This is a genomic window from Akkermansia sp. N21116 (genome assembly GCF_029854705.2).
GTDB lineage: Bacteria > Verrucomicrobiota > Verrucomicrobiia > Verrucomicrobiales > Akkermansiaceae > Akkermansia.
Map to the genome: position 1 here is coordinate 3,364,256 of NZ_CP139035.1, position 25,582 is coordinate 3,389,837.

The 25,582-nt window shown below is 54.4% G+C and carries 18 protein-coding genes and 1 pseudogene; 9 read left to right on the top strand and 10 right to left on the bottom strand.

All coding sequences use genetic code 11. The features are described 5' to 3' along the window. Positions 1–53: 53 nt before the first annotated feature. From tkt to QET93_RS12730, 6 genes are all read right to left on the bottom strand, one after another. A complete protein-coding gene (gene tkt, locus QET93_RS12705) occupies positions 54–2,057 on the bottom strand; it encodes a transketolase (RefSeq protein WP_280132476.1) in 2,004 nt (667 codons plus the stop codon). A 135-nt stretch (positions 2,058–2,192) separates the two neighbouring features. Next, positions 2,193–3,041, bottom strand: a complete 849-nt coding sequence (gene cysE, locus QET93_RS12710) for a serine O-acetyltransferase (protein WP_280127453.1) — start codon at positions 3,039–3,041, stop codon at positions 2,193–2,195. 49 nt (positions 3,042–3,090) lie between these two features. Next, positions 3,091–4,350, bottom strand: coding sequence for a terpene cyclase/mutase family protein (locus tag QET93_RS12715; RefSeq protein WP_280132477.1), 1,260 nt, complete (start codon positions 4,348–4,350; stop codon positions 3,091–3,093). Next, a complete protein-coding gene (locus QET93_RS12720; protein ID WP_280132478.1) occupies positions 4,347–5,150 on the bottom strand; it encodes a YdjY domain-containing protein in 804 nt (267 codons plus the stop codon). The genes QET93_RS12715 and QET93_RS12720 overlap by 4 nt, the downstream gene beginning before the upstream one ends. Positions 5,151–5,227: 77 nt before the next feature. Further along, positions 5,228–6,940, bottom strand: a complete 1,713-nt coding sequence (locus QET93_RS12725) for a cation:proton antiporter (RefSeq protein WP_280132479.1) — start codon at positions 6,938–6,940, stop codon at positions 5,228–5,230. A gap of 34 nt (positions 6,941–6,974) precedes the next feature. After that, complete coding sequence (locus tag QET93_RS12730) at positions 6,975–8,084, bottom strand: aminopeptidase (RefSeq protein ID WP_280132480.1); 1,110 nt, start codon at positions 8,082–8,084, stop codon at positions 6,975–6,977. A gap of 83 nt (positions 8,085–8,167) precedes the next feature. Here QET93_RS12730 and purN point away from each other — a divergent pair, with 83 nt between their 5' ends. From purN to QET93_RS12750, 4 genes are all read left to right on the top strand, one after another. Continuing rightward, complete coding sequence (gene purN / locus QET93_RS12735) at positions 8,168–8,770, top strand: phosphoribosylglycinamide formyltransferase (RefSeq protein WP_280132481.1); 603 nt, start codon at positions 8,168–8,170, stop codon at positions 8,768–8,770. Positions 8,771–8,855: 85 nt separating this feature from the next. Further along, positions 8,856–9,698 (top strand): FKBP-type peptidyl-prolyl cis-trans isomerase N-terminal domain-containing protein, encoded by an 843-nt coding sequence (locus QET93_RS12740; RefSeq protein ID WP_280132482.1) that lies wholly within the window; start codon positions 8,856–8,858, stop codon positions 9,696–9,698. A 161-nt stretch (positions 9,699–9,859) separates the two neighbouring features. Then, positions 9,860–11,104 carry a galactokinase gene (gene galK, locus QET93_RS12745; protein WP_280132483.1) on the top strand — a complete coding sequence of 415 codons (1,245 nt, stop codon included), beginning with the start codon at positions 9,860–9,862 and terminating at the stop codon, positions 11,102–11,104. Between the two features lie 26 nt (positions 11,105–11,130). Beyond that, positions 11,131–13,473: a sodium/solute symporter gene (locus tag QET93_RS12750; protein ID WP_345786084.1), complete on the top strand. Its 2,343-nt coding sequence runs from the start codon at positions 11,131–11,133 to the stop codon at positions 13,471–13,473. 208 nt (positions 13,474–13,681) lie between these two features. Here QET93_RS12750 and QET93_RS12755 read toward each other — a convergent pair. Beyond that, positions 13,682–14,089 (bottom strand): annotated as a pseudogene (locus QET93_RS12755) (methionine-R-sulfoxide reductase); the annotation flags it as partial. 170 nt (positions 14,090–14,259) lie between these two features. Here QET93_RS12755 and QET93_RS12760 point away from each other — a divergent pair. Continuing rightward, positions 14,260–14,862 (top strand): hypothetical protein, encoded by a 603-nt coding sequence (locus QET93_RS12760; protein WP_280132485.1) that lies wholly within the window; start codon positions 14,260–14,262, stop codon positions 14,860–14,862. 37 nt (positions 14,863–14,899) lie between these two features. Here the strand turns inward: QET93_RS12760 and QET93_RS12765 are convergent, their stop codons facing one another. Next, on the bottom strand, positions 14,900–16,096 hold the full coding sequence (locus QET93_RS12765) for a PDZ domain-containing protein (RefSeq protein WP_280132486.1): 1,197 nt from the start codon (positions 16,094–16,096) through the stop codon (positions 14,900–14,902). Between the two features lie 16 nt (positions 16,097–16,112). Then, positions 16,113–17,117, bottom strand: coding sequence for a trypsin-like peptidase domain-containing protein (locus QET93_RS12770; protein ID WP_280127465.1), 1,005 nt, complete (start codon positions 17,115–17,117; stop codon positions 16,113–16,115). A 148-nt stretch (positions 17,118–17,265) separates the two neighbouring features. Between QET93_RS12770 and QET93_RS12775 the strand changes: the two genes are divergently transcribed. After that, positions 17,266–20,004: a transglycosylase domain-containing protein gene (locus tag QET93_RS12775; RefSeq protein WP_280132487.1), complete on the top strand. Its 2,739-nt coding sequence runs from the start codon at positions 17,266–17,268 to the stop codon at positions 20,002–20,004. A 35-nt stretch (positions 20,005–20,039) separates the two neighbouring features. On the opposite strand, the gene QET93_RS12780 is transcribed toward QET93_RS12775, so the two are convergent. Continuing rightward, the gene (locus QET93_RS12780; protein ID WP_280132488.1) at positions 20,040–23,396 is read right to left on the bottom strand and encodes a glycoside hydrolase family 2 TIM barrel-domain containing protein; all 3,357 of its coding nucleotides are present in this window, start codon (positions 23,394–23,396) and stop codon (positions 20,040–20,042) included. Between the two features lie 202 nt (positions 23,397–23,598). Here QET93_RS12780 and QET93_RS12785 point away from each other — a divergent pair, with 202 nt between their 5' ends. From QET93_RS12785 to QET93_RS12795, 3 genes are all read left to right on the top strand, one after another. After that, a complete protein-coding gene (locus QET93_RS12785; RefSeq protein ID WP_280132489.1) occupies positions 23,599–24,900 on the top strand; it encodes a DNA recombination protein RmuC in 1,302 nt (433 codons plus the stop codon). Positions 24,901–24,911: 11 nt separating this feature from the next. After that, on the top strand, positions 24,912–25,037 hold the full coding sequence (locus QET93_RS12790) for a CD225/dispanin family protein (RefSeq protein WP_280127516.1): 126 nt from the start codon (positions 24,912–24,914) through the stop codon (positions 25,035–25,037). 131 nt (positions 25,038–25,168) lie between these two features. Continuing rightward, complete coding sequence (locus tag QET93_RS12795; RefSeq protein WP_322190013.1) at positions 25,169–25,552, top strand: DUF2752 domain-containing protein; 384 nt, start codon at positions 25,169–25,171, stop codon at positions 25,550–25,552. The last annotated feature ends 30 nt before the right edge of the window (positions 25,553–25,582 follow it).

Sequence of the window (25,582 nt, forward strand, 5' to 3'; positions counted from 1 at the left end):
GCTGTTCCTGTACATGGCAGGAACAGCCCTAGGAAAGTCCGATTTCGGAATCCTCAACGGGCAAGCACACGCTTGGCGGCATCCACGACGGAATCCACCGTCATGCCCAGTCCTTCGAGGACCTGGTTTCCGGGAGCGGAGAAGCCGAAGCGGTCGATTCCGATGACTTCACCTTCCAGTCCGACATACTTCCACCAAAGGGATGTTACACCGGCTTCAATGGATATCCGCTTCTCACAGGAGGCAGGCAGAACACTCTCACGATATGCGGGACTCTGAGCATCAAAGCGATAGAAACTCGGCATGGAAACGACGCGAATGCCATCTCCCAAACGATCCGCCGCCTGAAGAGCGAGGGAAAGTTCAGAACCGGAAGAGAGCAGGATAGCCTTAAGGTCTCCCTTTTCCTTGCGGACAATATATCCGCCTTTGAGCACACCCTGCCGACGCGTCTCAACAGGAAGATCGTTAAGAGTCGCCACCTTCTGACGGGTAAGAATCAGAGCTGTCGGTCCTGTGTGGCGTTCCATGGCTGCCATCCAGGCACCTGCCGTTTCTTCAGGATCAGCGGGTCGAATGACATCAAGGTTCGGTACCACGCGGAGACTGCTGTAGGTTTCAGTCGGCTGGTGGGTCGGACCGTCTTCACCGACAGCGACGGAATCGTGAGTCAGCACGTATGTCACAGGCAATCCGCTCAAGGCGGCCACACGGATTGATCCGCGCATGTAGTCCACAAACACCAGGAAGGTTGCGGCACTCACACGGAACAGACCGTCATAAGCAATGCCGTTGCAAATAGCGCCCATGGCATGTTCGCGGATGCCAATCCAGAAATTACGTCCGGTGGGATTTTCCGGAGAGTAGTCTCCCGCATCCTTGAGATAGTTCTTATTGGAGCTGTACAAGTCGGCGCTGGTCGTTAGGAAGAAGGGATCGGCCTTGGCTATGTCGTTAATTACCTTGGCTCCGGCGGAACGCGTCGCATCGGCAAAAGACGGGTCGAACGCAGGAATAGCCTTGTCCGTTTCCCCGGCGGGGATCCCTTCGGCACATGCCTTCATCCCGGCAGACAATTCGGCAGCAAGATCAGGGTTGGCCTTGCTCCATGCATCAAAGGTGGCGTGCCACGCCCGGCATGCTTCTTCACGCCTGGCACGCAGAGATGCCATGTAGGAGCGAACTTCCTCCGAAACGTAGAATCGTTCGTCGGAGGGCAGCCCCCAATTGGCGTGAGCTTCCGGCCAGAATTTGGCCCCGCCTTCGCCGTGTCCCTTGGTCGTACCGGCAACTTCCGGCACGCCCTTGGCAATGATCGTTTTGGCGATGATAAGCTTGGGTTTGCCGTTCTTGCTGGAACGGAGCCGGGCAACGGTGTCGGCAATCAAGGAGATATTGTGTCCGTCAATCGTGCTGACTTCCCAGCCCAGGCTGGAGTATAAACCATCCACATCGGAAAGCTGGGTTTTATCAGCCGGAGCATCCAGCGTAATGTCATTAGAATCGTAGATAACGACGAGATTGTCCAATTTCAGCACGGCAGCCAAGGCCATGGCTTCGCGGCAGACCCCTTCCTGCATACAGCCATCGCCGGCCAGGCAGTATACCATCTGGTTGAAAATCGTATGTTCGGGAGTATTGAATCTCGCCGCGGCACGTTTGGCGGACAAAGCGAAGCCGACTGAATTGGCAACGCCCTGCCCCAATGGTCCGGTCGTACATTCCACTCCGGGCGTATCGCCGAATTCCGGGTGTCCGGGTGTTTTGGAACCTTTTTTACGGAAGGCTCTGAGATCGTCGAGACTCAGGTCGAATCCCGTCAAATGCAACCATGAATACAGGAACATGGAGCCGTGACCGCCGGACAGAATAAAACGATCGCGGTTCAGCCAGCGAGGCTCGGAAGGATTAATATTCAGTAGGTCCCCGAAGAGAACCGCACCAATTTCAGCGCATCCCAGGGGGAGTCCCATATGACCGGACGAACATTCGTACACGGCATCAATGGCAAGTCCTCTGGCCTGGTTGGCAGCTTTCTGGAGAATGTCGAGATTCATGCGCGGCGAGTATGGCGACTCCAGATTCAAAATAAAAGCCTAAAGTCACACCCGAATCTCCAGCATTGCGTCGTCAATACGCAATCCCCATCCCATATTGCCGATTCCACCTTCAAATTCCCCGAACAAGCCTCATCATCGGCACAGATCCTGCTTCATGTCCAAAGCCGGGGTAAATTCTGTCACATCGCCGACGACCGTGGCCGGAACGCCAGCAACCGTCGTATGAGGAGGGACGTCGGACAACACCACGGAACTGGCTGCTACTTTGGCGCACTGTCCAATAGTCACGCGCCCCAGTATTTTAGCACCAGCACCAATCAAAACACCCGATTCGACAATGGGATGGCGGTCTCCTTCCTCCTTGCCCGTACCACCGAGAGTTACTTCATGCAGAATGGAAACGTTATCTTTCACAATAGCCGTTTCACCGACGACAAAGCTTGTAGCATGGTCCAGCAGGATGCCGGATCCAATGCTGGCAGCCGGGTGGATATCCACAGCAAACACTTCACTGGCAACGCTCTGGAATTGCAAGGCAATCAAGTGGCGGCCCTGAGACCACAACCAATGGGCGATACGGTATGTCGAGATGGCATGGAAACCTTTGAAAAAGAGCAAAGGCTCCAGCGGTGAATGGCAAGCGGGGTCACGATCCACGATGGCAACCAGGTCATGCGCCATCTGCGCTATGATGGCAGGATCGCTTTCCAGGGCATCGCGAATGACAGGTTCCAGTTCCTCGCGTACCATATCGCGGCGCGACAACTTGCGGGCCAGGCGGGCAACAATGGCTTCCACCAAACACGTACGTGTCAGGCATACATCATTAAGCAGACTCAGCATGGACGGCTCTTCAACAAGAGCCTTCTTCGCCTCATCAATGATCCAGCTCCACACTTCCGCCACCAAGCATGCACAACTTTCACATGCCCGAATCCTCTTCCTTTTATTGCTGTCCGTCATGCGTGCGGATGCTCTCACGGGACTTGGACGCATACAAGTGAAAAAGATACGCCCAATCCTTAACTCATTATTTCTGAATAGGGATAGAGTTGTACAACTGCTCCAGGGCCAATACCGTATAAGCGGTCACGAGGACGGGATCCGCCTCCCACCAACGGTTGTTGGTGTTCACCCAGGAACCATCCGGGTTCTGGATGCTTACAAGTTTGGTCGCCAGATTGTCGCGCCAGTCCACTTCATCTCCGCCTTTCAATTTCAGAAAGTCGATACCCGCTGCCGACAACGCCTTGGCCATCGACTGGTAATAGTAATAAAGCCCCTGAATACCGACTCCCGGGTTCTCATCCACGGAATAATTGTTGGACAGCCAATCCAGCGCCGCCTTAACGCGCGGATCGTCTTTTCCCATGTTGGCATAGATCAAAGATTGCATGCCGGCATACGTCATGCTGCCGTAGGCATGGGCATAATCTTCCGCCATGGCTTTTCCTCCGCCCATGCCGCCGCGGCCACCTCGTCCGCCTCTGCTTCCTCTGGCGGAGGCATCGGTTCCGGGTTTGCCGGAAGGAGCTGCCTGTTTTTGCGGAGCTTGCCGTTCCGATCCGGCAGGACGGTACATGAATCCGCCTGCCTGGGAAGGATCGGAAGTCGTGTCTGGATCCTTCTGGCACCGGGAGACAAACTCGGCAGCAGCCTGCCAGTCCAATTCCGGTTGTTCACCGTACTTGCCGTCTTGGGCCAGTTTTTTGGAATAATAAACGGCTTCCAGAGCTAAAGACGTATTGGACAAGTCTGCGATGGGAGGAGCATCGGCTCCGCCATAACCGATCCCTCCATGATAGGGACTATCCGGAGCAAAATGTTCCTGCTGGCGAATCAGGTAGGCCCGGGCTTTCAACAACGGCTTGTCATAGGCGTCATTATCGGCGGCCAGAAGGGCCAGCATGCATACGGAGGTATTGTACGAGGCCAGTCCCCTGTTGAAAATACTGCCGTCTTCCTTCTGCGACTTCAGGAGGAATTCATAACTCTTCTTCAGATACTCGGGCACGGGTTTCCCTTTCTGATCCGGAGCTCTCATGGCTGCAGTCACAGCCAGAGCCGTCAAAGCCGGATAGCTAGGATCTCCCCAGGTGCCGTCCTCTGCCTGGTGAGCTTTGAGGTAGGCATTGCCTTTGTCGATCGAGTGCAGGATTTCCTGGCGAATAGAGGCATACCGGGCTATAGCAGGATCCGCAGGCGAGGCAACGGATGTCTGGGCAACCGCCGGAAGGGCTTGAAGGCCTGTCAACAGGCAAAGAACCGGAATAAAACGATTTAGAATCATGGTGCTGGTTGGATGTGTGGTTTTGAAGATTCCCGAACGGAACGGAACGGCTGAGTAATCACAATTTCGACAGGATCCCCCGGTTTCAACGGATGTTTGGAATGGACGATCCATCCCGCCTCGTTATCCCCTTCATTGTAATCGCCGATGTAATTGATCATGGACGAACGGTCGGCAAAAATCGCAATGGCGTTGCCGCACAAACTGCATTGATAGGCTCCACTGTAAAAAAAGGAATTGGTATAGAGCCACTTGTCCGCCGGAAAGGGTTGTTTGGTCCGGGCATTGATTACAAGATCCGACAGATCCGACTCCCGGTCAACCTTCCCATCCTTCCACTTCAGCTTCAACGACACATAGGCATCGGCAAAATCACGAGGTTCGGGAGGAGTAAACGGCAGCCACTCAAGGTTTTCGTCCCGAACCGGGAAGAAATTTTCAAATGCCTTGAACCCTAGCATTTTCATTGCCAGACTCATGTGGAAAGGATCCGCATCCGTCACCAGAAGAGATTCATGGAGTTTGCCGTTCGGCAAGCACAACACATACTCAATCAACCCTTCCTCCATATTGACAAGGGCAGGAACAATAACCTGTTTTCGGGCGGGATCGACGATGACTTTGCCAATTCCAATGCGACCTCCGTCCAGTTTTTCAAACGGAGGTACGCTTCTTCCGTCCGGGGATTTGAAATCGGCGAAGGCCGGGGCAGGTTCTTCCTGCTCGACATCGGCCCCTACCGGCAAGATTCCGGCGGCAAGAACGGCAAAAACGGACAGGATGGACGGTCGTACCTTCATTCGCCTTGATTCCATATGACAAAACAGGCGTCTTGTCCAAGGAAGAATGCGTACTCATCCTGCACGGGACCTCCGGACTACGCCTGCGTCTCTTCCGGGATGATATCAAAAATCTGATGAGCCTTGCGAATAGCGGCGCCCCCTGTTTCCACTTCATCGTGAATGACGCTGGCAATTCCTTCGATTTTCAGGCGAGCCACCTCCGAGGGGAATTTAGCGCGCGCAATCACATGGATATCCGGATTCACACTCATCAACACCGGGTATGTCGAAAGCGCCGGTGCAATATCCGGAAACGTAAAGGCTATCAGCCGGGCCTTGGCAACTCCCGCCAAATCCATGGTGACGGAATGCTGGATATCCCCAAGAATAGCCGTTACCCCTTGGTTGAGCAGCCTTTTGACCGTATCGGCGTTCAGATCGACGATAATGCAGGCAATGCCGTATTTTTCAAGATCGTGGTGCAGTCGCTGCCCAACCGGGCCATAACCGCAAATGATCGCATGATCCTGAATCGTAGCAAGTTTACTGGTCAGCGTTTCCGTAGTCATTTTTCGTCGGGAACCACCGAAACCGGGCACCCGTGTCAGGACGGGTGCCAACCGGGAAGCTATTTTCATGAAAACGGGAGTCAAACCCATCGACACGGCGGCAATGGCAAAAAGGTTATTGGTAATCGCCGGGGCCACCGGTTCGATCCTGTTCATGAACGGAAGCAGAACCAGGGAGAATTCCCCCACATTCATCAGCGATGTAGAAGCCATGATCCCCATGCGCCCGGGAACATTCAACGCCCACGAAGCCACGAGGCAGGAAGCCAGCTTAATGACGAGCACGCTGACGGTAATCAGCGTCACAGTCCCCAAATGTTCCCACAACTCGTTCACATTGATCAACAAACCGGCCGACACAAAGAAAATAGTCAGAAAAATGTCGCGGAACGGCAGGATCTCACTCAACACGCGGTGGCTATAATACGACCCACTCACCACCAACCCGGCAATGAAGGCGCCGAGAGCCAGACTCAGCCCCAGCAAACTAGCCATCATGGCAATGCCGGAACAGATAGCCAGCACGGTCATCGTGAATAATTCGCGGCTTTTCGTCCGTGACACTGCCAGCATCAGACGGGGCAAAATGTATTTGCCAATCAACCATGCACCAATCAGGAACACGACTCCTTTGCCTGCGGCTACACCCACATTTGCAAAGGTCCCCATCACGGTTTCCCCGGGTGCAAAAATCTGAGGCATCACCGCGACCAGCATTACGGCAAAAATATCCTGAAACAAGGCTATCCCCAAAGCCATGCGTGCCCCGGACGTGCCCGAAAGTCCGAATTCGTGGAACGACTTGAGGGAAACAGCTGTCGATGACAACCCGATTATTGCGCCGATCACCAAGGCATCCGCCAAGGGAAGTTTCATGAGGAGATGCAACCCGAAGCCAAAAAACAGCATGCAGAGTCCCATCTGGATACTGCCGCCGATGAAAGCCGTCTTGCGCAAAAGTCGCAGCTGGTCCATCGAAAATTCGATTCCCAGTGCAAACATCAGCAGGATGATCCCTATCTCTGCTAACGAATTGATGCTCTCTTCCGCCCCGGGTATCCCGGACAAAATACCGCAATTCGCCAGAATAGCTCCGCACAGAAAATATCCCCCCATCATCGATTGGCGAAACCGCGCCAATAACAGGGACAAGCCGACGACGGTCAAGAAAACCAACGTCAACAAAACAAAAAACGGAGGAATAAGATTCGGCGAAGAATGAGCGAGCAGGACAAGCATGGACGGAATGGAGAGAGATAAGAGAGAAAGTAGTTTAATCCTGACTCGGATTCAACGGAGCCAATTCAGGATCCGTAAAGAAACCATTCTTGCGGATCAAGACGTCGTCGAAATAGATCTCTCCTCCACCGAATTCCTCCGTCTGGATACACACGAGATCCCAGTGTACCTGGGAACTATTGCCATTGTCAGCCACATGGTAGGCCTGTCCCGGAGTCAAGTGGAAAGAACCAGCGATCTTCTCGTCAAAAAGAATGTTGCACATGGCCTTGCGAATGCAGGGATTGACACCGAGTGCAAATTCCCCGAAATAACGGGCGCCCGGGTCAGAATCCAGAATCTTGTTGAGGGCAGCCGTCTTGGCTCCGGCATCGGCTTCGACAATACGACCGTCTTTGATACGGAAACGGATGGAATCAAAGGGAATCCCCTGAAACACTGTCGGCGTATTGTATTGAATCACACCGTTGACACTCGTACGCACCGGAGCGGTAAACACCTCGCCGTCAGGCAGATTGCATTCCCCGGCACACGGCAAAGCCGGAATATCCTTGATAGAAAACGCCAGTTCGGTTCCCGGCCCTGTAATGCGCACCCGATCCGTCCGCCGCATCATCTCCGCCAGCTTTTCCATCGCAGGAGAAAGCGCCCGATAGTCCAAAAGACAGGTACGGAAATAAAAATCCTCAAATTCGCCAGTGCTCATACCGGCCTGCTGAGCCATGCCTTCCGTCGGCCAGCGCAAGACGCACCAACGCGTATGCTGGACACGCCGTTGCATCACAGGGCGCAGATGTTTCATTGCCGTTGCCATGGCATCGGCCGGGACGGAAGAAAGTTCAAAAGCGTTCATGTCGCCCCGCAGCGAAATGTAAGCATCCATATCCTGCATTTCCGCCATCAGATGGCGGGCAATGGCTTCGTACTGATCATCCGTAGCCCCGGCCATCATTTCACGGTTCAAGCGCGGCCTGTTGACGCGGAGGAAAGGGAGTGCTCCCGCCTTGCGGACTGCTTGGATCAAAGCGATCCCGGCTTCATCAGGAACAAGGGCCAGCTCAATCAACACCTTCTCTCCCTGACCGATATGGAGGGAATAGTTCACAATCTGGGCGGCTAATGCCTCATAACGTTCGTCATTCATGCAGACATTAGGCATACGGAAGTTCAAAATTGTCAAGCCGCAGACTTGCCACAGGAAATAATACATGGTTCAAACACTCAAGTATGAATGACGCACTGCCTCGATTGGGAATCCTGGGCTCCGGCTCCGGTTCAAACTGTCAATCCATCATGGACGCCATTGACGCCGGAACATTGAAGGCGGAAGTCGCCATCGTCCTCTCCGACAACCCGGACGCCTATATTCTGGAGAGAGCCCGACAAAGAGGCATCCCCGCCCAGGTTATCGATTGCCGCGGATTCAAAAGCAAATTCCCGGAGGAATCCCAGAAGGAAGTAGCCGATGCGCTTCTCGCCCATGGAGTCGACCTCGTCTGCCTGGCCGGTTTTATGCGCCTTGTGCGCCATCCCTTGCTGGATGCTTTCCCGGCACGCATCATCAACATCCATCCCGCTCTGCTGCCCGCTTTTCCGGGGCTGGAAGCCTGGGCGCAAGCCGTCCGGGCCGGAGCCACCGAAAGCGGATGCACCGTACATTACGTAGACGACGGCATGGATACCGGCCCCATTCTCGGACAGGCCAGGGTACCCGTTCTCCCCGATGACACACCGGAATCCCTCCATGCCAGAATACAAATTGAGGAACATAAACTATATCCCGCAATGATTGTCAAGGCATTGGAAAACATCCGCCCGATACCTGCATGACATCGATTGCGTTCTCCGGGCTTGCCCTTTGAACGATTTTAGTGCCATTCTACTCCAACTCCATATTCCGAAAGAATAGAAGACAATGAAAAAGAAAACCTCCATCTCGCTGATGCTCGCAGCAGCAGCCATGACTGCCGGACTCTCCACCGCACAGGATACGCCGACAGACACTCCTCCAACTCAGGAACAACTCAAAGAAGAAGCAGCCAAACCCGTGGATCCCGCCCAACTTAAAAAAGATATCAGTTATTTCCTCGGTTTCCAGAACGGGCGCCAAATGTCTTCCATCCCCACCCTCAAGATCGAAGACCTCGACATGGATATCTTCATGAAGGCTCTCGCCGAAGGGATGAAGGGTGATCCATGCCCCGTCCCCGAAGCTCAGCTTGAAAATTCGCTCAAGCAATTCCAGACCGTTATCGATGAACGCCTTGCCGCACTGGCCAAGACCAATCTTGAAGCCAGCAAGAAGTTCATGGAAGAAAACGGCAAGAAAGAAGGCATCGTCACCACGGATAGCGGCCTCCAGTACAAAGTCATCGAAAAAGGCGGTGACAAGAAATATGACGAAAAGGAATACAAGGAACCCCTTTTCACCGTGAAATACAAGGGAACGACTCCTGAAGGCGTCGTCTTTGACGACAGCGGCGACAAGGCAGTCGACTTTCCGCTACAACTTATCCCCGGTTTCACGGAAGCTCTCAAGGCTATGCCAATCGGCGCCAAGTGGCAGATTTTCATCCCTGCGGAACTCGCCTATGGCGAACAGTCTCCCAGCCCGAAGATCCAGCCCAATCAGGCTTTGATTTTTTACGTAGAACTCCAAGGTATCAAGGAAGCTCCGAAGACATCGAACTCCCCGATGTCCCTGACGCCCGAACAGCTCCAGCAGCTCATGCAGCAGCAGCAAGGCGGACAGAAATAAGGATTGTCCCCCCGATTATCTATTTTACGCAACGCGTCCCGGTTTTATCCCCGGGGCGCGTTTTTTTCGGTAATCATTTGCCGATTTGAACTTCCTTCCAGATCGAAAAGTGACTTTATTCTTGAGGTGCCGGTCAATTTCAGGCAGAGAGTAGTGTTACTATGGATTTGGTGAAACGCGAAATCACGGCAGAAACAATCACACCGTACTTTGAAGAATATTTCGGCCACAAGCCGACGCACATCGCGGCGGCTCCCGGCCGAGTCAACCTTATTGGCGAACATACCGACTACAACAATGGTTTCGTCATGCCCATGGCCTTGGAAAATCACACCGTTGTGGCTGTTGCCCCGTCTCCTACCGGGAACCACAGGTTTTGCGGCTCCCTCGGGGACCAAATCTATGAAATTCCCGTGCAGGACGCCCTGTCTATCGGCGAACCCTTCTGGTCCAACTACGTGAGAGGAGTACTCGCCCTCCTAGACCGCCGCGGCATTAAAATCGGCCCTGTAGACATGCTGATCGACAGCAATGTCCCCCGCGGAGGGGGGCTTTCCTCCAGCGCCGCCCTTGAAGTTTCCGTCTGCACGGCCCTGGCTGCTTTCGCTGGAGTTGAAATCGACCCGAAGGAAGTGGCCCTGATCGGTCAATCCGTCGAACACGAATTCGTCAACGTCCCCTGCGGTATCATGGATCAGTTCATTTCCGCCAACGGTCGTAAAGGTCATGCTCTCAAGCTCGATTGCGCCTCGTTGAACTATGAGTTGATCCCCATGGACGACCCCGCAGTGTCCGTCCTCGTCTTCGACAGCGCCGTCAAACATTCCTTGGCCGACGGAGCTTACGGACAGCGCCGCAAGCAGTGCGAAGAAGCTTCCGCCATCATGGGCGTCCCTTCCCTGCGTGAAGCCACCCTCGACATGCTTGAAGAATCCAAGGACAAACTGGGCGACGTCCGCTACCGCCGCGCCCGCCACGTCATCGGGGAAAACGTCCGCGTCGCCAGCTTCGCCCAAGCTCTTGCCGACAAGAACTGGGAGAAAGCCGGCTCCGCCATGCGCAGCAGCCATGCCTCCCTGCGCGACGATTACGAGGTGTCCTGCGCCGAAGTCGATACACTCGTTTCACTCTGCGACCGCATTCCTTCCGCTTCATCCGTGTACGGTTCCCGCATGACGGGAGGCGGATTCGGGGGATGCATCGTCGCCCTCGTCAAAACCGAAGATGTAGACAAAGTAGCACAGGAACTCCTCCAGGCCTACCGCCAGGAAACCGGTATTGACACGACTTACCTGATTACACGACCCGGCGATGGCGCACGGGTTCTCTTTAAACACACTCCGGAGAAGCATTCTCTGCGGCAATCGGAGCATGGTAATGATACCCAGATACTTTCCAGAGATTAGTCAATTTTCTCTCTCCACCACCTGATATTATGAAAAAATTAGCTATGATTCTCGGGGCAGGCGCCCTGATGTTATGTGGCTCGTGGGCGCAGGATGCCCCCGGAGCCACACCTGCCGCAGTCGTTCAGCCGGCAGCGGCCAACGCCGTTCTGGATAGTACCGCCGCCGGGGAAACCGTTCTCGCCGCCGATCTGGATCTCCAGGCCAAAGCCGACCAACCCGGTCAAAAAGCATTGCAACCCGCTCCCATCGACACGTGGGAAGCCATCGTCTTCTGCATCGTAGTCGTCGGCGTTATTTTCCTCGGTATCTGGAAAAGCCGCGATCCGAAAGAAACGGAAGAAGAGAAAAAGGAAAAAGGCGCTTCCGACTACTTCCTTGCCGGTCGCGGTCTAACCTGGTGGCTTGTCGGTTTCTCCCTGATTGCCGCCAATATTTCGACCGAACAATTCGTCGGCATGTCCGGACAAGCAGCCGACTGGCTAGGCCTGGCTATCGCCTCGTACGAGTGGATGGCCGCCATCACGCTAGTCGTCGTCGCCTTCTGTTTCCTGCCGAAACTCCTTCGCGGAGGCGTCTATACAATCCCGGAATTCCTGGAATACCGCTACAACATCGGCGCCCGTTCCATCATGGCTATCTGCACGCTCCTGATCCTCGTCGGCGTTCCGACGGCAGGCGTTATCTTTGCAGGGGCCAAGGTCATCTCCGTCTTCTTTGCCGGTTATCACCTGGCGGGCATCGACTTCGGCAATCTCACCGTAGGCTGTATCATCATTGCCTTCTGCGCTTCCGTGTACGTATACATCGGCGGACTCAAAGCCTGCGCCTGGACGGACCTCATCTGGGGCGCCGGCCTGATCGTCGGCGGCGGCGTTGTCTGCTACCTCGTCATCCAAGGTATTGGAAGTGCCGACCCGCATCATTTGATTGAATCCGCCTCCGCAACATCCAACGCTACCGTCGATTCCCTGAAAAATGCCGATGCCATCGACCGATTCCTTCAGTTGAACTCCGGTGAAGCCGTGGACGGAGTCAACAGCGCCGGCGGTAAATTCCACATGATCCGCCCGGCCACCGATTCCGCCATTCCGTGGACGGCTCTTTGCCTCGGCCTCTGGATTCCCAACTTCTTCTACTGGGGCCTCAACCAGTACATCATGCAGCGCACGCTAGCGTCCAAGTCCCTGGCTGAAGGCCAGCTCGGCATTATCTTCGCCGCTTTCCTGAAGTTGCTCATCCCGTTCGTCGTCGTCATTCCCGGCATCCTTGCCTACAACCTCTACCGTGACGACCTCCGTGAATCCGCTTACAGCAACCAAAAAGAAGTCATCGCAAATATCGTCAATAACGGGCAGAAAGACAAGACCGTGTTCTTTATTGACGCCAGTGTTCTGATGGCTGCCGAACCTGAAGCCAAGGAAATCAAGCTTCGCGGAGAAGGCACCACAACCCAAATCGCATTTGCCGAAGAATCCATCCTCCACAACGCCAAGCTCGTGGGAATGGATCCGACCAATATCGAAGTCGCCGGGGAAAACGGAGCCAAGACGTCAATCAACCTCGTCAACGCTCTCAAGACCCTGAGGGACGACATCAACAACGAAAACACCATCAAGACGGAACGCATCCGCCTGATCAAGCCTGTCGTACAAGCCAACGAAGTCATCCTCCAGGCAGCCAAGGACAAGAAAATTGAAACATCCAAAAAGATCGTCGGTTTCGATTATGACGCCGCTTTCCCGACTCTGTTGAAGAATCTCATGCCCGGTACCGGCCTCACCTGGTTCGTGCTGGCCGCCCTGTTTGGAGCCGTAGTCTCCTCACTGGCCTCCATGTTGAACTCGGCATCGACTATTTTCACGATGGACATCTACAACAAGCTCCGCAAGGACGCTACGTCCTCGGAACTCGTCACGGTCGGCAAACTAGGCGTCCTGGGTTGCGTACTCATCGCTACCAGTCTTGCTCCGTTCCTGGACAATCCGATCTTTGGAGGTATCTTTACCTTCATTCAGGAATTCCAAGGATACCTGAGCCCGGGAGCCCTTTGCGTGTTCCTCTTCGGCTTCTTCGTGCCGAAGTGCCCGCGTATTTTCGGTTGGCTCGGGATTGCAATTAACGCGGCCATGTATGGTGCCCTGCAGTATTTCTGGCCGTCCCTGCCGTTCCTGAACCGCATGTCCATCTGCTTTGTGACCATCGTTATCATCGGCTTCATCTTCACGATCATCAATGCCTCGCGCGGCGGTGAAGCCATCGTGCTGCCCGCCAAGAACGAAGTCAGCCTCGAAAGCTCTCCCAAAGCGAAGTTCTTCGGCTGGTTCGTCATTGCCGCTACAGTCGTCCTGTACGCTATCTTCTGGTAATCTACCGGAAGCCGTACAAGCAATATCTCATTCAACCGCCATCGGGTTTTCCCCGATGGCGGTTTTGTCTTGGGGGGTCCCGAGATCTTCCCTTTCCCACCCACTTCTTTGAATCAAGAACCAATTTCTCCCAGAGAACTGTTCATCACGCAAACAGTGGAAACCAAGATAGGAAAAAGAAGCCTTACTCTTGATCTTTCTCCTTCCGTTCAGGCACGAACACCATCGACACGGAATTGACACAATGGCGCGTATTCTTCTGCGTAAAGCCTTCTCCGAGAAATACATGGCCGAGGTGAGCGCCACACCGGGCACACTGAATTTCCGTTCGCTTGCCATCGGCATCCGGAACGCGTTTCACGGCGCCGGGGATTTCATCATCGAAACTGGGCCAGCCGCAGGAAGATTTGAACTTGAACTCGGAACGGTATAACGGAGTCCCGCATTTACGGCAGATGTAAATACCTTTCTCGTTAAAATCAACGTATTTACCTGTGAAGGGTCGCTCCGTTCCCTTTTGCTCGATCACTCTCTTTTCCTCGGGAGTCAACGGTTTTTTCGACATGTCCGCCACCGGAGGAGGAATATCCACCGGTACCTCGTTACCCAAAGCCATTGCGCCTGCCATGCCGCCGGCAAGAGTCATCAGCCACGAGGCCAATCTATTCGTTTCTTTTTCCTGCATGCAGCTATGACTCCCAAACGGTTCCCCGCGCTCAAATTACAACCGTTCATGCCGAGATTCTCCTTTACCCGGAGCGCGGAATCATTAGGCTAAAACGCAACATGAACGAAGCCCCTCTCCACGCCTACCAGATGATCCCCCTGGCCGTAGCCGGCTACGTCCTCGGCACGGGTTTGATTCTGAGCCACTTGTTGGCACTTATCAACAATAAGGCGTTCATGGAATTCACCCGGAAATCCGCGCGCAACACGATGCTGGCCCAGATCACGTTGGGGATAGCCATCATCTGGTTCTTCCTTCTGATCGGTCCGGAGAACATGGGTATATTCAGCAAAATGCGCGTCAATTTGTCCGAATTCGAAAGCATCCGCTGGCTCCTTCAGCTTGCCTGTCCGGTCTTTTTCTTCCTGCTGGCCACCCAGGTAAAAGAACTGCTCTTCCCTCGGGCTCTAGGCATGCTGGGACTACTGGCTGTCAGTCCGTTCATGACAGCGGCCTTTCTCAAGGAACCGGCCACGCGAATCCTTATTCCCCTGTGGGGCTATGTCGTCGTCATTCTTTGCCTGTTCTGGGTAGGCAAACCTTACCTGTACCGCGACATGACCCACTGGCTAACGGCATCCGTCAAACGGTGGAACGCTTTCTGCATTGCCGGCATCTGCTACGGCATCGCCGTATTGACCTGCGCCATCCTATTCTGGTAAAAACCGCCTCGGTTCTTTCCTATTTTCAACGGTCGCTTCAATAATCCTTAGGCTGGTAGCCCTTCTTCTGCAAGGATTTGCGGATATCATCCAAGCGAGGTTGCATCGTACCGGCATCGGATTTGTCTTCATCCTCCACGGGTTCGGCCAGAGGGATGGATTCCCGTTCCGCAGCCAGTCTTGCTTCTTCGAGCTGAGTAAGAATGCTCTTGGTAAGATCCTTCCAGAGCCATCCGGGCAAAATGTAGGTTTCCATGCGCCCCGCACGCGAAAGAGCCATGCCGACTACTTCACCGTTCAAGTTAATGACCGGGCTGCCTGCAAATTCGGGAGCAATCGTCATGTCCGTCTGCACGACCAAAGGAAAACCATCCCGCCGGGCATTCATCCGGTTGCCCATGGAATTCATCAACTCCAGCCGCTTTTGAGGAAAACGCATCCTGTCGGTCGGCCGGGAAGCGGTACGAATGCTCGTTTTCACATTTTTGTCGCCGTGGGAATATTCCACTGGAACCGTATCGCCGGGCTTGACTCCGTTAAGTGCTTTGCGCAGGGAAAAAATACCGTCCAGTACCGTTCCGTTCACCTTCGTAATGACATCGCCACGCCCCAACCCGGCGAGATGGGAACCGCCGCCAGCCTCCACGTCCGCCACTCGAGCCCCTTTGCCTTCCCAGGAAGGATCTACGACAAGTCCCAGATAGGGGAGATCCTCTTCCCGCAGACTACGCTCGGCAACAGAGACAACACCGAAATCAGTCACTCGACCGCCGGGCATCACGGCAGCCACCAGGTCGCCTTCGTTCAACGCGGACGGTTTGTCGGCAAACTTGACCGGAGGAACCTTCAATCCCGGTACATCCAGCAGAACCAGATCATGTTCCGGAACGCGGGCCAGAGGGCGCATGTCGTACACATGCCCGGAAGCGTCCATCACGGCGAGCAAGCCGCGGGCAAGTTTCAGGTCGCTGAATTTGCTCATCACCTTTCCCGGCGCCACGACCGTACCCACCGCCACGAGGCGGTTGCCGGAAATAATGTGGACAACCGAACCGGCAAGAGGTTTGGCAAGAGTATCCCATTGCTTGAAAATCTCTCCAGCCTGACGATCAAGAACCGCCTTATCCTGTTCGGCAATCAAATCTTCAGGAGGCAGCGGACTCACAATCTCTTGGGCGAAGCAGGCAACGCCCAAAGCCAAAGGAAACATCGGAACGATTAATTTCGAAAACATCGGTATCGCAAAAAAGTTAACGTTGTCTGTAATAAGGTTGCAAGAGATCTCCCCTCCTCCCCAGCTTCAGGGGAGCCTTGTACGTCGTCCCTTTGCGGATGACGACGAGATCGACGCTCTCTCCGGGATGGTGGCGTCCCAGCTCCCGAAGCATATCCCGGGGATTGCTGACGCGTCGTTCCCCCAAGTGAGTCACCAGATCGCCCAGTTGAAGCCCGGCTTGGTCAGCGGGAGAATCGGCCACGATGCCATCCACGATGACACCGTCCACTCCCTGCATATAGGCCATGGAAAAACCCAGGACAGGCGTATCCGGGTCGGCCATGGGATGCAAGCCCAGAACCCCCCATTGTTCGCCTTTGAGGAGGCGTTTCCAGTCTTGTTTGAACACATTGACCGGAACATGGTTATTGACCTTCAGAAGCGGACCTATGGACGAATGGATACCTACCAGCCTGCCCTGCATATTGAAAAGGGGACCGCCGGAATCACCGCCAATCAGCGTGCATTCCGAAATCATGAAGCGTTGCTTGCCGTCCGTGTTCATCCTGCCGAGGCGGATGGGTGCTCGGCGAGCCGGGTCATAACCTTTGGCATGCCCCAGGGCGACAACAAAATCCCCGACGCTGATGGAATCCGAATCGCCCAATTCCACAAAAGGCAGGTTCTTTCCGTCTTCGATCTGCACCATGGCCGCGTCACGCGTGTAATTGGCGCCCAATACGCGAGCCTTGCCCATACGACCGTCAGGAAAAATAACCCGCATCACCTCATCCCCCTGGACAACGTGGGCTGCAGTCAGAACGAGGCCGTCACGGCTAACAATAACCCCGCTGCCTGTATCGCCACGATCGGAAAGCAGGGCCACCGTTGCCGGTGTCACTTTGCGTTCCACCCGGTGGACTTCCTCCTGAATCTGCTTCAACTCCGCCAGCGACCCGGCGGGTACAGACCAAGCCGAAGGAACCATCAGGCACCCCAGTAATGCGAGCGTCAATAAATAAGGGAAACGAAACGTCATGGATAGTTTATCAGACAGTTGCTTTTTCTTTGGACTACGTGTCTGTTCAATATGTTCATGCAAAAATGCGCCCGTGTCATACCAGGAATTCGGGCGCACATTCTTTTTCTTAGACCCACCTGTCAAGATATGGTACATACATGCCTGCATGGCCAGCAAGCGTCCACAGGGCAATTCGGGAAGTTCCCGCCGCAACAGCAATGGAGAACTGGACTGGTCCCATGTTCGTCCCCGTAAAAAGAAGCCCGGAGATCTTGATCCCGACTCTGACGAATACGCCGAAGCCTCGCCCTCCAGAAGATCGCCTCGCCGCAGCACTCCACCCCGGAACGAAGACAACGACTACGACGACGAACGCCCTCCTGTCTCCCGCAGAAGGAAAAGCTACTATGACGAGGAAGAATTCGATGCCCCTCCTCCTCGTTCCCGCAGACGTACGGCCCCGCGCCAGATCTCCGAACCTCCCCCGCGACAGCCGGAACCCAGGCTCCGTTTTGAAGACGAACCTCTGCTCCCAGAATCCCTGCCCCGCAGAAAAGGTAAAAAATTCTCACTGTTCGGAATCATCCTGTTTCTCATATGGAGCCTGGTCTCCCTGCCCTTCCGGATCATCTACAAAATCACGCGCAATGCCAAATGGTTCCTCATATGGCCGTTGCGCATCCTGCTAAGCGTCTGTTTCGTCGCCTGTTTCGCCGGAGGCATCCTCGTATTTCTCTACGGTACCATCGCCAACCGCTACGATATTTCCGAAGTTCAGAAAATGCCGGAACGTACCATCGTCCTCGACCGGAAAAACCGGGAAATCGGCAGGCTTCATGGAGAAAACCGCGTCCGCGTCAAGTTAAGTGAAATCCCCCCGATCTTCATTCAGGCCCTGCTTGCCCGTGAAGACAGCCGTTTCTACTCGCACGGAGGGGTGGACTGGATCGGTGTCGGACGAGCCTTCCAGCAACTGATCAAGCACAAACGTGCCACGCAGGGAGCCTCAACCCTGACCATGCAGCTGGCCAAGACAACCTTTAACCACCAGAAGCGCGACATCAATACCAAGCTGGTGGAAATAGCCCTCGCCAAACGCATCGAAGCAACCTACTCCAAGGACGAGATTCTGGAAGCCTACATCAACCGTATTTTCTGGGGACATACCTTCATGGGCATTGCCGCCGCCTCCCGAGGCTACTTCGACAAGGTACCATCCCAGCTCACCCTGTCGGAATGCGCGCTTCTCGCCGGTATCATCTATGGTCCCAATGAGTTTTCTCCCTACAAAAACCCCAAAGGCGCCGAAGAAGTACGCAACATCGTCCTACGGTTGTTAAAAGATCATGGTAAAATCACGGAAGACGACTACCAGAGCGCATTGAAGGAACCTATCGTCACCCGGCGGCCCCAATCCCGTTCCGAAGAGAATTACGCCATGGAACTGATCCGCCGGGAGCTCGACAACATTCTGGAAGATGAAAACATCCGCCTCGGAGGACTCATCGTCCGCACCACTCTGGATCTTGACCTTCAGAACACCGCCATCGATTCCATCAACAAACACCTCGGAAAACTAGAAACCGCCAAAGGATACAAAAATCCTACACGGGCCCAATACCTTGCCCTGCCGAAGGAAACCCGGGAGAAAACCCGGCCCGACTACGTCCAGGCCGCTTGCGTCACGATCGACAATGCCAACGGCGCACTTCTCGTCGTCGTCGGAGGGCGTGATGCGGAAGAATCGCGCTTCAACCGTGCCGTTCAATCCCGTCGTCAGGTCGGTTCCCTGTTCAAACCGTTTGTCTACACGACATTCTTTGAAAAAGGGTATTCGCCATCAACCGTCGTTTCCGACGGTCCGATTCGTCCCGGAGAAATCCCCGGGGCCGGGAAGTGGTCGCCCCGCAATTCGGACAACTCCTTCCGCGGTATGCAGCCAGCCTCCTACGGCCTGATCAAATCACGCAACACCATGTCCGTGCGCATCGGTCACATGGCCGGTCTCCGCAATGTCATCGACCATGCCCGTCTCGCAGGATTCCAGGGAAAAATTGCCGTAACTCCCGCCACTTACCTGGGCACGTGGGAGGCATCCCCACTGGATGTAGCCAGTGCCTACACCGTCTTTGCCAATGGAGGCATTCGTCCTACTCCCTACATCATTGAGACGATTTCCGACTCGGAGGATCAGACTCTGTTTTACTCGCGCAAGACGAGTCGCAGAGCCTTTTCCCAGAGAGCCGCCAACATGACGTCCGCTCTGCTCCAGCAGGTGACACAGCCGGGAGGCACCGCCGGACAACTCAAAACGCTTGGTTTCAAAGCCCCGTGCGGCGGTAAAACAGGTACGACCAACAAGTACATGAACGCCTGGTTCGCCGGATACACATCCAGTCTCACCGCCTGTGTCTGGGTGGGGTTCGACCGCCAGAGAACCATCGTCGACCGCGGCTACGGCGGCACGCTGGCTCTCCCCATCTGGGCGGATATCATGATCCATGCAGAAAAGGAAGGCTACCCATGCGGAAAAATCCGCACGTCCCCCGGTTCCCACAATCGCGCCGTCCAGCTCTGCCGGGAATCCGGGCAGATTGCCCATTCGGGGTGCATCGCAGCCAGAACCGCCTATTACGAGACTATGCCGGGCGTCACTCCTCCCTCGAAAATGTGTACCAAGCATATTCCCCTGGCTATACCTCTGGAGGAAGAGTCCATCCCTTCGGCGCTGCCGGCCGGCAACGCCTCTCCCAATGAGGAAGAACCGCCTTTGGCTCTTCCCGTCGGGCCATCCGGTCAAGGAGGAGACGAGGACATCCCACAGGCGATTCCTCTGGATGAAGATGAAGGGGACTATGATGAAAACAACAACGCCACCCGCATTCCCCTCGCCCTGCCTGTCTGACGAAAAGAATCTGCGGGTGGAACAAAGCAGGAAAATCAATCTTTTTGCTTCAGACCGATCATGAATTCCGACGAAATAGTATCGCCTTTCTTGATATTTTTGTATTCATTCTGATAATGGATCCAGAAGAATCTGTCGGAACCTCCCGTCGTAAAGCCGGATACCAGCACACGGGTTTTCCCCTTGTCCTTCCAGGCACGTACGGATTGCCTGGGTCCTCCGGACACAGGTACAATGACTAGGGAACCACCTTCCGGCGACTTCATACGACAATAATTGATGTCGAGTTTTGTTCCGCGAAAATCGTTACTCCCCAATTCATTGGAATCATCCTTCCACAAAGCGGCAGGCGGGCCGGACGGCCTGCTTCCCCGATCGGGAGCCGTAACATTGGCACGAGCCTCTCCGCAGGCACGCCCGATGTGACCATCCGGATACCATGCCCAATGAGGATTGCGATCCCATTCGATCGTATCGAAAGAATCCGGCAAAGTGAACACCACACCCCATTGTCTGGGGTTGACATCAATGGGAACGGTCAATTCGTACTTAACCTTCACCATCCCGTTATCTTCCGGAGTCAGAAACAGAGTCCCCGTCCCCATGTCTCCGGTTCCTTCGAAACAGTGAGTTTTGCCGGAAACAGCATGTCCCGTCCATGTCCAGTCCCCCAAATCGGTCAGGGGAGTAATCTTTTGTCCAACCAGTTGGGTACCGCCTTCTCCATTGACACTCTGGACCAACGGTACCGGCAAAGGCAATTCCGGGATCACAGGCGAAACAATATTTTTCCCGTCCGGGTCAATGCGTCCGGCAACGAGATTGTCCACAATCTGTTCATTGACTTTCCGTTCCGGGCCTCCGGGAACCACCACGCGTTCACGAGCCAGTTCTTTTCCCTGGAGATCCCGAAGGACAATATCCACCGAAGCACCTTTCGGCAACTCCTGACCAACGACAATCTCACCCTGGGCATGCGGAGCTATATCCGCCTTCATTTCCCCTGATTTTCCCCCGCATTCCCAACGCAGGGAAAATTGATTAAGATTTTTGAAATTGAATCTGTTTTGCACATTCAAGACAAGTTTCCCCTCCTGGTTCACAGAGGAAGAAAAGAGCCTCATCGGCGTATAGGCCATCCGCATGCCGTGGTATTCCGGCTTTTCCCGCCGCCATCCGTCAATCGGCCCCCAGCTGCCGTAGCCGCATTCCGAGCCGTCGGGCAGGATGAAGATGTCGTCAATACCGCTCCAAATAGCTCCTCCGAGGCAACCTTTCTGTTTCCACATTAAGTCTACCATCCTCTGCAGAGGACGGCTCCAATCCTCGTGAATAGAAGGATCCGTCATCAGCTCACGGCGATTGTAGCACTGCAAATGGGCGTATTCTCCAAACCATAACGGTTCTTTGTGAGAACTCCATTCATCGGAATTGTGTTCTGAGGGATAGTGCTGGTTGGCAATATCCACACCCCAGATTCTGAGTTTTTCCCCCTTCATGTTTTGGTGGTGGAAAGTATAGGGACGGCTGGAGTCCAATTTTTTGTTCACATTCAAAACCCGGCCCCACCACTGATTCCAGTTCGATTCATTGGCCATCGACCAGATCACAATGCTGGGGTGGGATTTATAGGCAACGATCTGTTCCATATTGGGCAGGTGCGCATACCGGAAAAACAAGGGATCATTCACATCAAACTTCCCATACCAAACCCCATTCTGCCCAACCCAGCAAAGAGCCGATTCACATTCCACAAAAAGCCCCAGCTCATCGCAGGCATTCAAGAACTCCTCACTGGGCGGATAATGAGACGTACGCACCAAATTGACGTTGGCATCCTTGTACATCTGCGCATCCTTGCGGCACAGTTCACCCGACAAGGAACGCCCGGAAAGAGGATGGACTTCGTGCCTGTTGACACCCATCAGCTTCACTGGTTTTCCATTGACGAAGAGTTCGTTGCCCTTCACTTCGACTTCTCTGAGTCCCACTTTCACCACTTTCGAGTACGCAGGTTTGCCGTTCGTTTTGATCCGGCTTTCCAACTTATAGAGCGAAGGAGTTTCCGAAGTCCAGAGCTGCGCCTTGTCTACATCAAGACGGATATTGACCGACTTCGATTCCCCGGCCTGAAGCTCCAGATGCTCCGTTCGTTCTCCGGCAATGTTCCCTTGGGGATCCCGGAGAAGCGTCGTCAATTCCACCTTGCACGGCTGCTTGCCGGCATTCTCCAGACATGATTGGTAATGCACTGCTGCACGACCCGCTACCGGATCGACATCCGTCTTGAACGACTCATCCACAACGCAAGTCTCCGGAATGGAAAAGATGGTCACCTTGCGCAGGATTCCCCCCACCCGATGAGCGGCATACTCGGAAATACAACTCATCGAATCGGCTACGGATTCCGACTGCACCAGGACTTCCAGCTGATTGCTTCCCACCGAAACCAGATCGGTCACATCCAGTTCAAACGGAACCATACCTCCCCGATGCCCCCCCGCTTCCCTGCCATTCAACAAAATGCGGCAATCGGAATGTACGGCATCAAAACGAAGCCTAATCCGTTTCCCTTTCCAATCCTGAGGTACGGAAAACGACTTCCTGTAAACGGCCTTTGCATAGGGAGCCACATCGAATCCCTGCATCTTCCATTCCCCCGGCACCTGAATCGGGGAAAACGCCTTGCCTTCCGCAGGAGAGAATTCCCACACGCCGTTCAGACTCAGGACAGCTTGTTCCACCCCTTCCACACGGTCGGGTCTGGGTGTTATTCTGGGAGTAGGTAAAACCAGACGATCAATATCCTCATCCGACAGGCGGACAATATCCTTGCCGGTAATCATTTTCAACGCTTTGCCATCCGTCGTCAGGATTTCCAGCTTCTGTAAAACGGCATTCGGCCCAGCCATCGCGTAGACCGTCAAATTCAGGTAACCCTTGTTCAGGTATTTCCCCGGAACCGTCCACTCCCGTTCGACAACTTTTCCGGGTTCCGGCTTGAAGCAATCATCCAGAGCAATGCCGTTGGCTCCTATCAACAGGATGCGTTCCTGGTCAGACAAAAACGTAGCCCGGACGATGCAATCCTGGCCTTGGGGCAATTGGTCAAAACCAAGATTGATCATCTCCCCAAAAAACACTTTCCGCTGATCCGCCGGAGCCTGAACCTTATCCTCCCCATATTCATAAACCTGCGCCCCATTCCATGGCACCGTCCCGGAAGGAGCGTTGGCATCCAGCAAGAAAGCAGTTTGGGAGGGGACATTCGCTCCGACAACCATCCCGGTTCCGTATAAGCAACAAACAAGAGTTGCAAACCTGAAGAACCGATGGAAGCCCCCCTCGGGCATCCCCTTATTCCGACGTGTATAGCATTTTTGATGATTCATACCGTTGTTGATCGTTTAATTTTTTAAGGAGTACCTCCCAAAGACATAGATATGTCTTGTCTATTCATACGCATTTCCCACAGGCAAAATCGTCTATAATCAAACTTTGTTGAATTATGGACAAAATATCCTCCTGCACGCACTATCAACGATCTTGTCTTGAAAATACTCTCTTCTCCATTACACTTCCTCTTAATTTCCTATGCCGGATTCACTCATCTTTCAACTTCTTCCCTGGAGCCTCGTCATCCTGCTTCTTGTCCTGGCCGCCGTCCTCGCCGTGCAATTGTTCCGGACCAGGGAACGCGTCATCCGTGCCGAAGCCGAGCTGAACGCCGTCCGCGAAACCTCCGTCCAGACAGACGCCCTGCTTGCCCAGGCGCGCGAAACACTCAGGGAATCTTTTGCCGAAGTAGGCGCACGTGCCCTCAAAGCCTCCAACGAACAGTTCCTCACCCTCGCGCAAACCCATTTCCAAGCTCAACAGCAACAGGCAGTTCACGAACTCGATTCCCGAAAACAAGCCATTTCATCTCTCCTCCAGCCTGTCGGCGACACCCTGCGCCAGGTGCAAAACAAACTCGGAGACATGGAAAAAGACCGCCAGTTCACCTACGCCTCGCTCCGGGAACAAATCAAGCTTATCACTGAAAGCAACACGACGCTCCGCAAGGAAACGAGCCGACTCTCCCAGGCACTTCACAACAACAACATGCGCGGCAAATGGGGAGAACTCCAACTACGGCGCGTCGTCGAAATGGCAGGCATGGTCGAATACTGCGACTTTACCGTCCAGACAAGCCGCAACGACGATCAGTCGTCCATCCGTCCCGACCTCGTCGTCAACCTCCCGGGCAACCGCCACATCATCGTTGATGCCAAAGCGCCGATGAACGCCTACCTGGAAGCCATGGCCACCGAAGATCCCGACCAGAGGAGCAGCCTCCTCGTACGCCATGCCCGCCAGGTACGCGACCACCTGACGCGGCTGGGTTCCAAATCCTACTTTTCCCAGTTTGAGAACACGCCGGAATTTGTCGTCATGTTCCTGCCCGGGGAATCGTTCTTTCAGGCGGCCATGGAAGCGGATCCCACCCTGATCGAGACCGGAGTCGACAACCGGGTCATTCTGGCTACGCCTACGACGCTCATTGCCCTCCTGCGGGCCGTTGCCTACGGTTGGCGCCAGGAACAACTCGCCGAAAACGCCCGCGCCATCTCCAAGGCCGGAGCCGACCTCTACGACAGCTGCATTACTCTTACGGAGCATTTTTGCTCTGTCGGCCAAAGCCTCAACAGAACCGTTGCCCAATTCAACAAAGCCGTCGCTTCCTACGAAAGCCGCCTCCTTCCCCGCGCCCGAAAACTGAGAGAACTGGGCATCCCCGCCAAAAAGGACATCCCGGAAGCCATCCCCGCCCCGGAAAGCCTCGCACGGGAACTGGCACCCGTCCCCGATGAAAGCCGACCGGTATTTACGCCATTATCTGCGCCTCTAAAGTAGATGTCCTTCTCATCGCCGGAAAAATGCAAGAAGCAAGAGAAAAGGCCGACGAAGCCAAGAAATGGAGCATCATCAGCGCCATTATTGGGGTTGCCTGCATCGCGATCTGTATCTCCCTATTCGTTATTTCCGTCTAAGATCGGCCCAAACCTTTTGCCGAAGGACAAGATATCCCACTACTCTTTTGTTCGGGCACTTTCTCAAAACCACCGGAGATGGCGGCTGTGTACAAACACGAAAATTCCTGTGGAGTCGCAGCAAGTACTTCTTGCTCCTGACAGGGTTGGCACTTTTTGCCTTCACTTTCTTTATCGTTCTCAAACACCAGAGCCCGGCAACCATTCAATGGGTACGGGATCTGGTACCCTTTTGTCCCCTGGCCCATTATACCGGACTCAAATGCCCGGGGTGTGGAGGGACGCGTGCGTATTTTGCCTGTCTGCAGGGCGATTATCTCCAAGCCATCCGGTACAATATATTTTGGATACCTGCCGCAGGAGTCCTATTGATTGAATACATACATTCCTTCCTGTATATGATCCGGGGGAATACGCAGCCCAGGTGGTGGCAACTTGTCCGGGCACGGACATACTATGGATTCGGCATGCTGACCGTTACATACATGATTGTCCGCAACATCTGGGATTTCTAAAATGGGAGGCGCGAGCCCTTGCCATCGGGA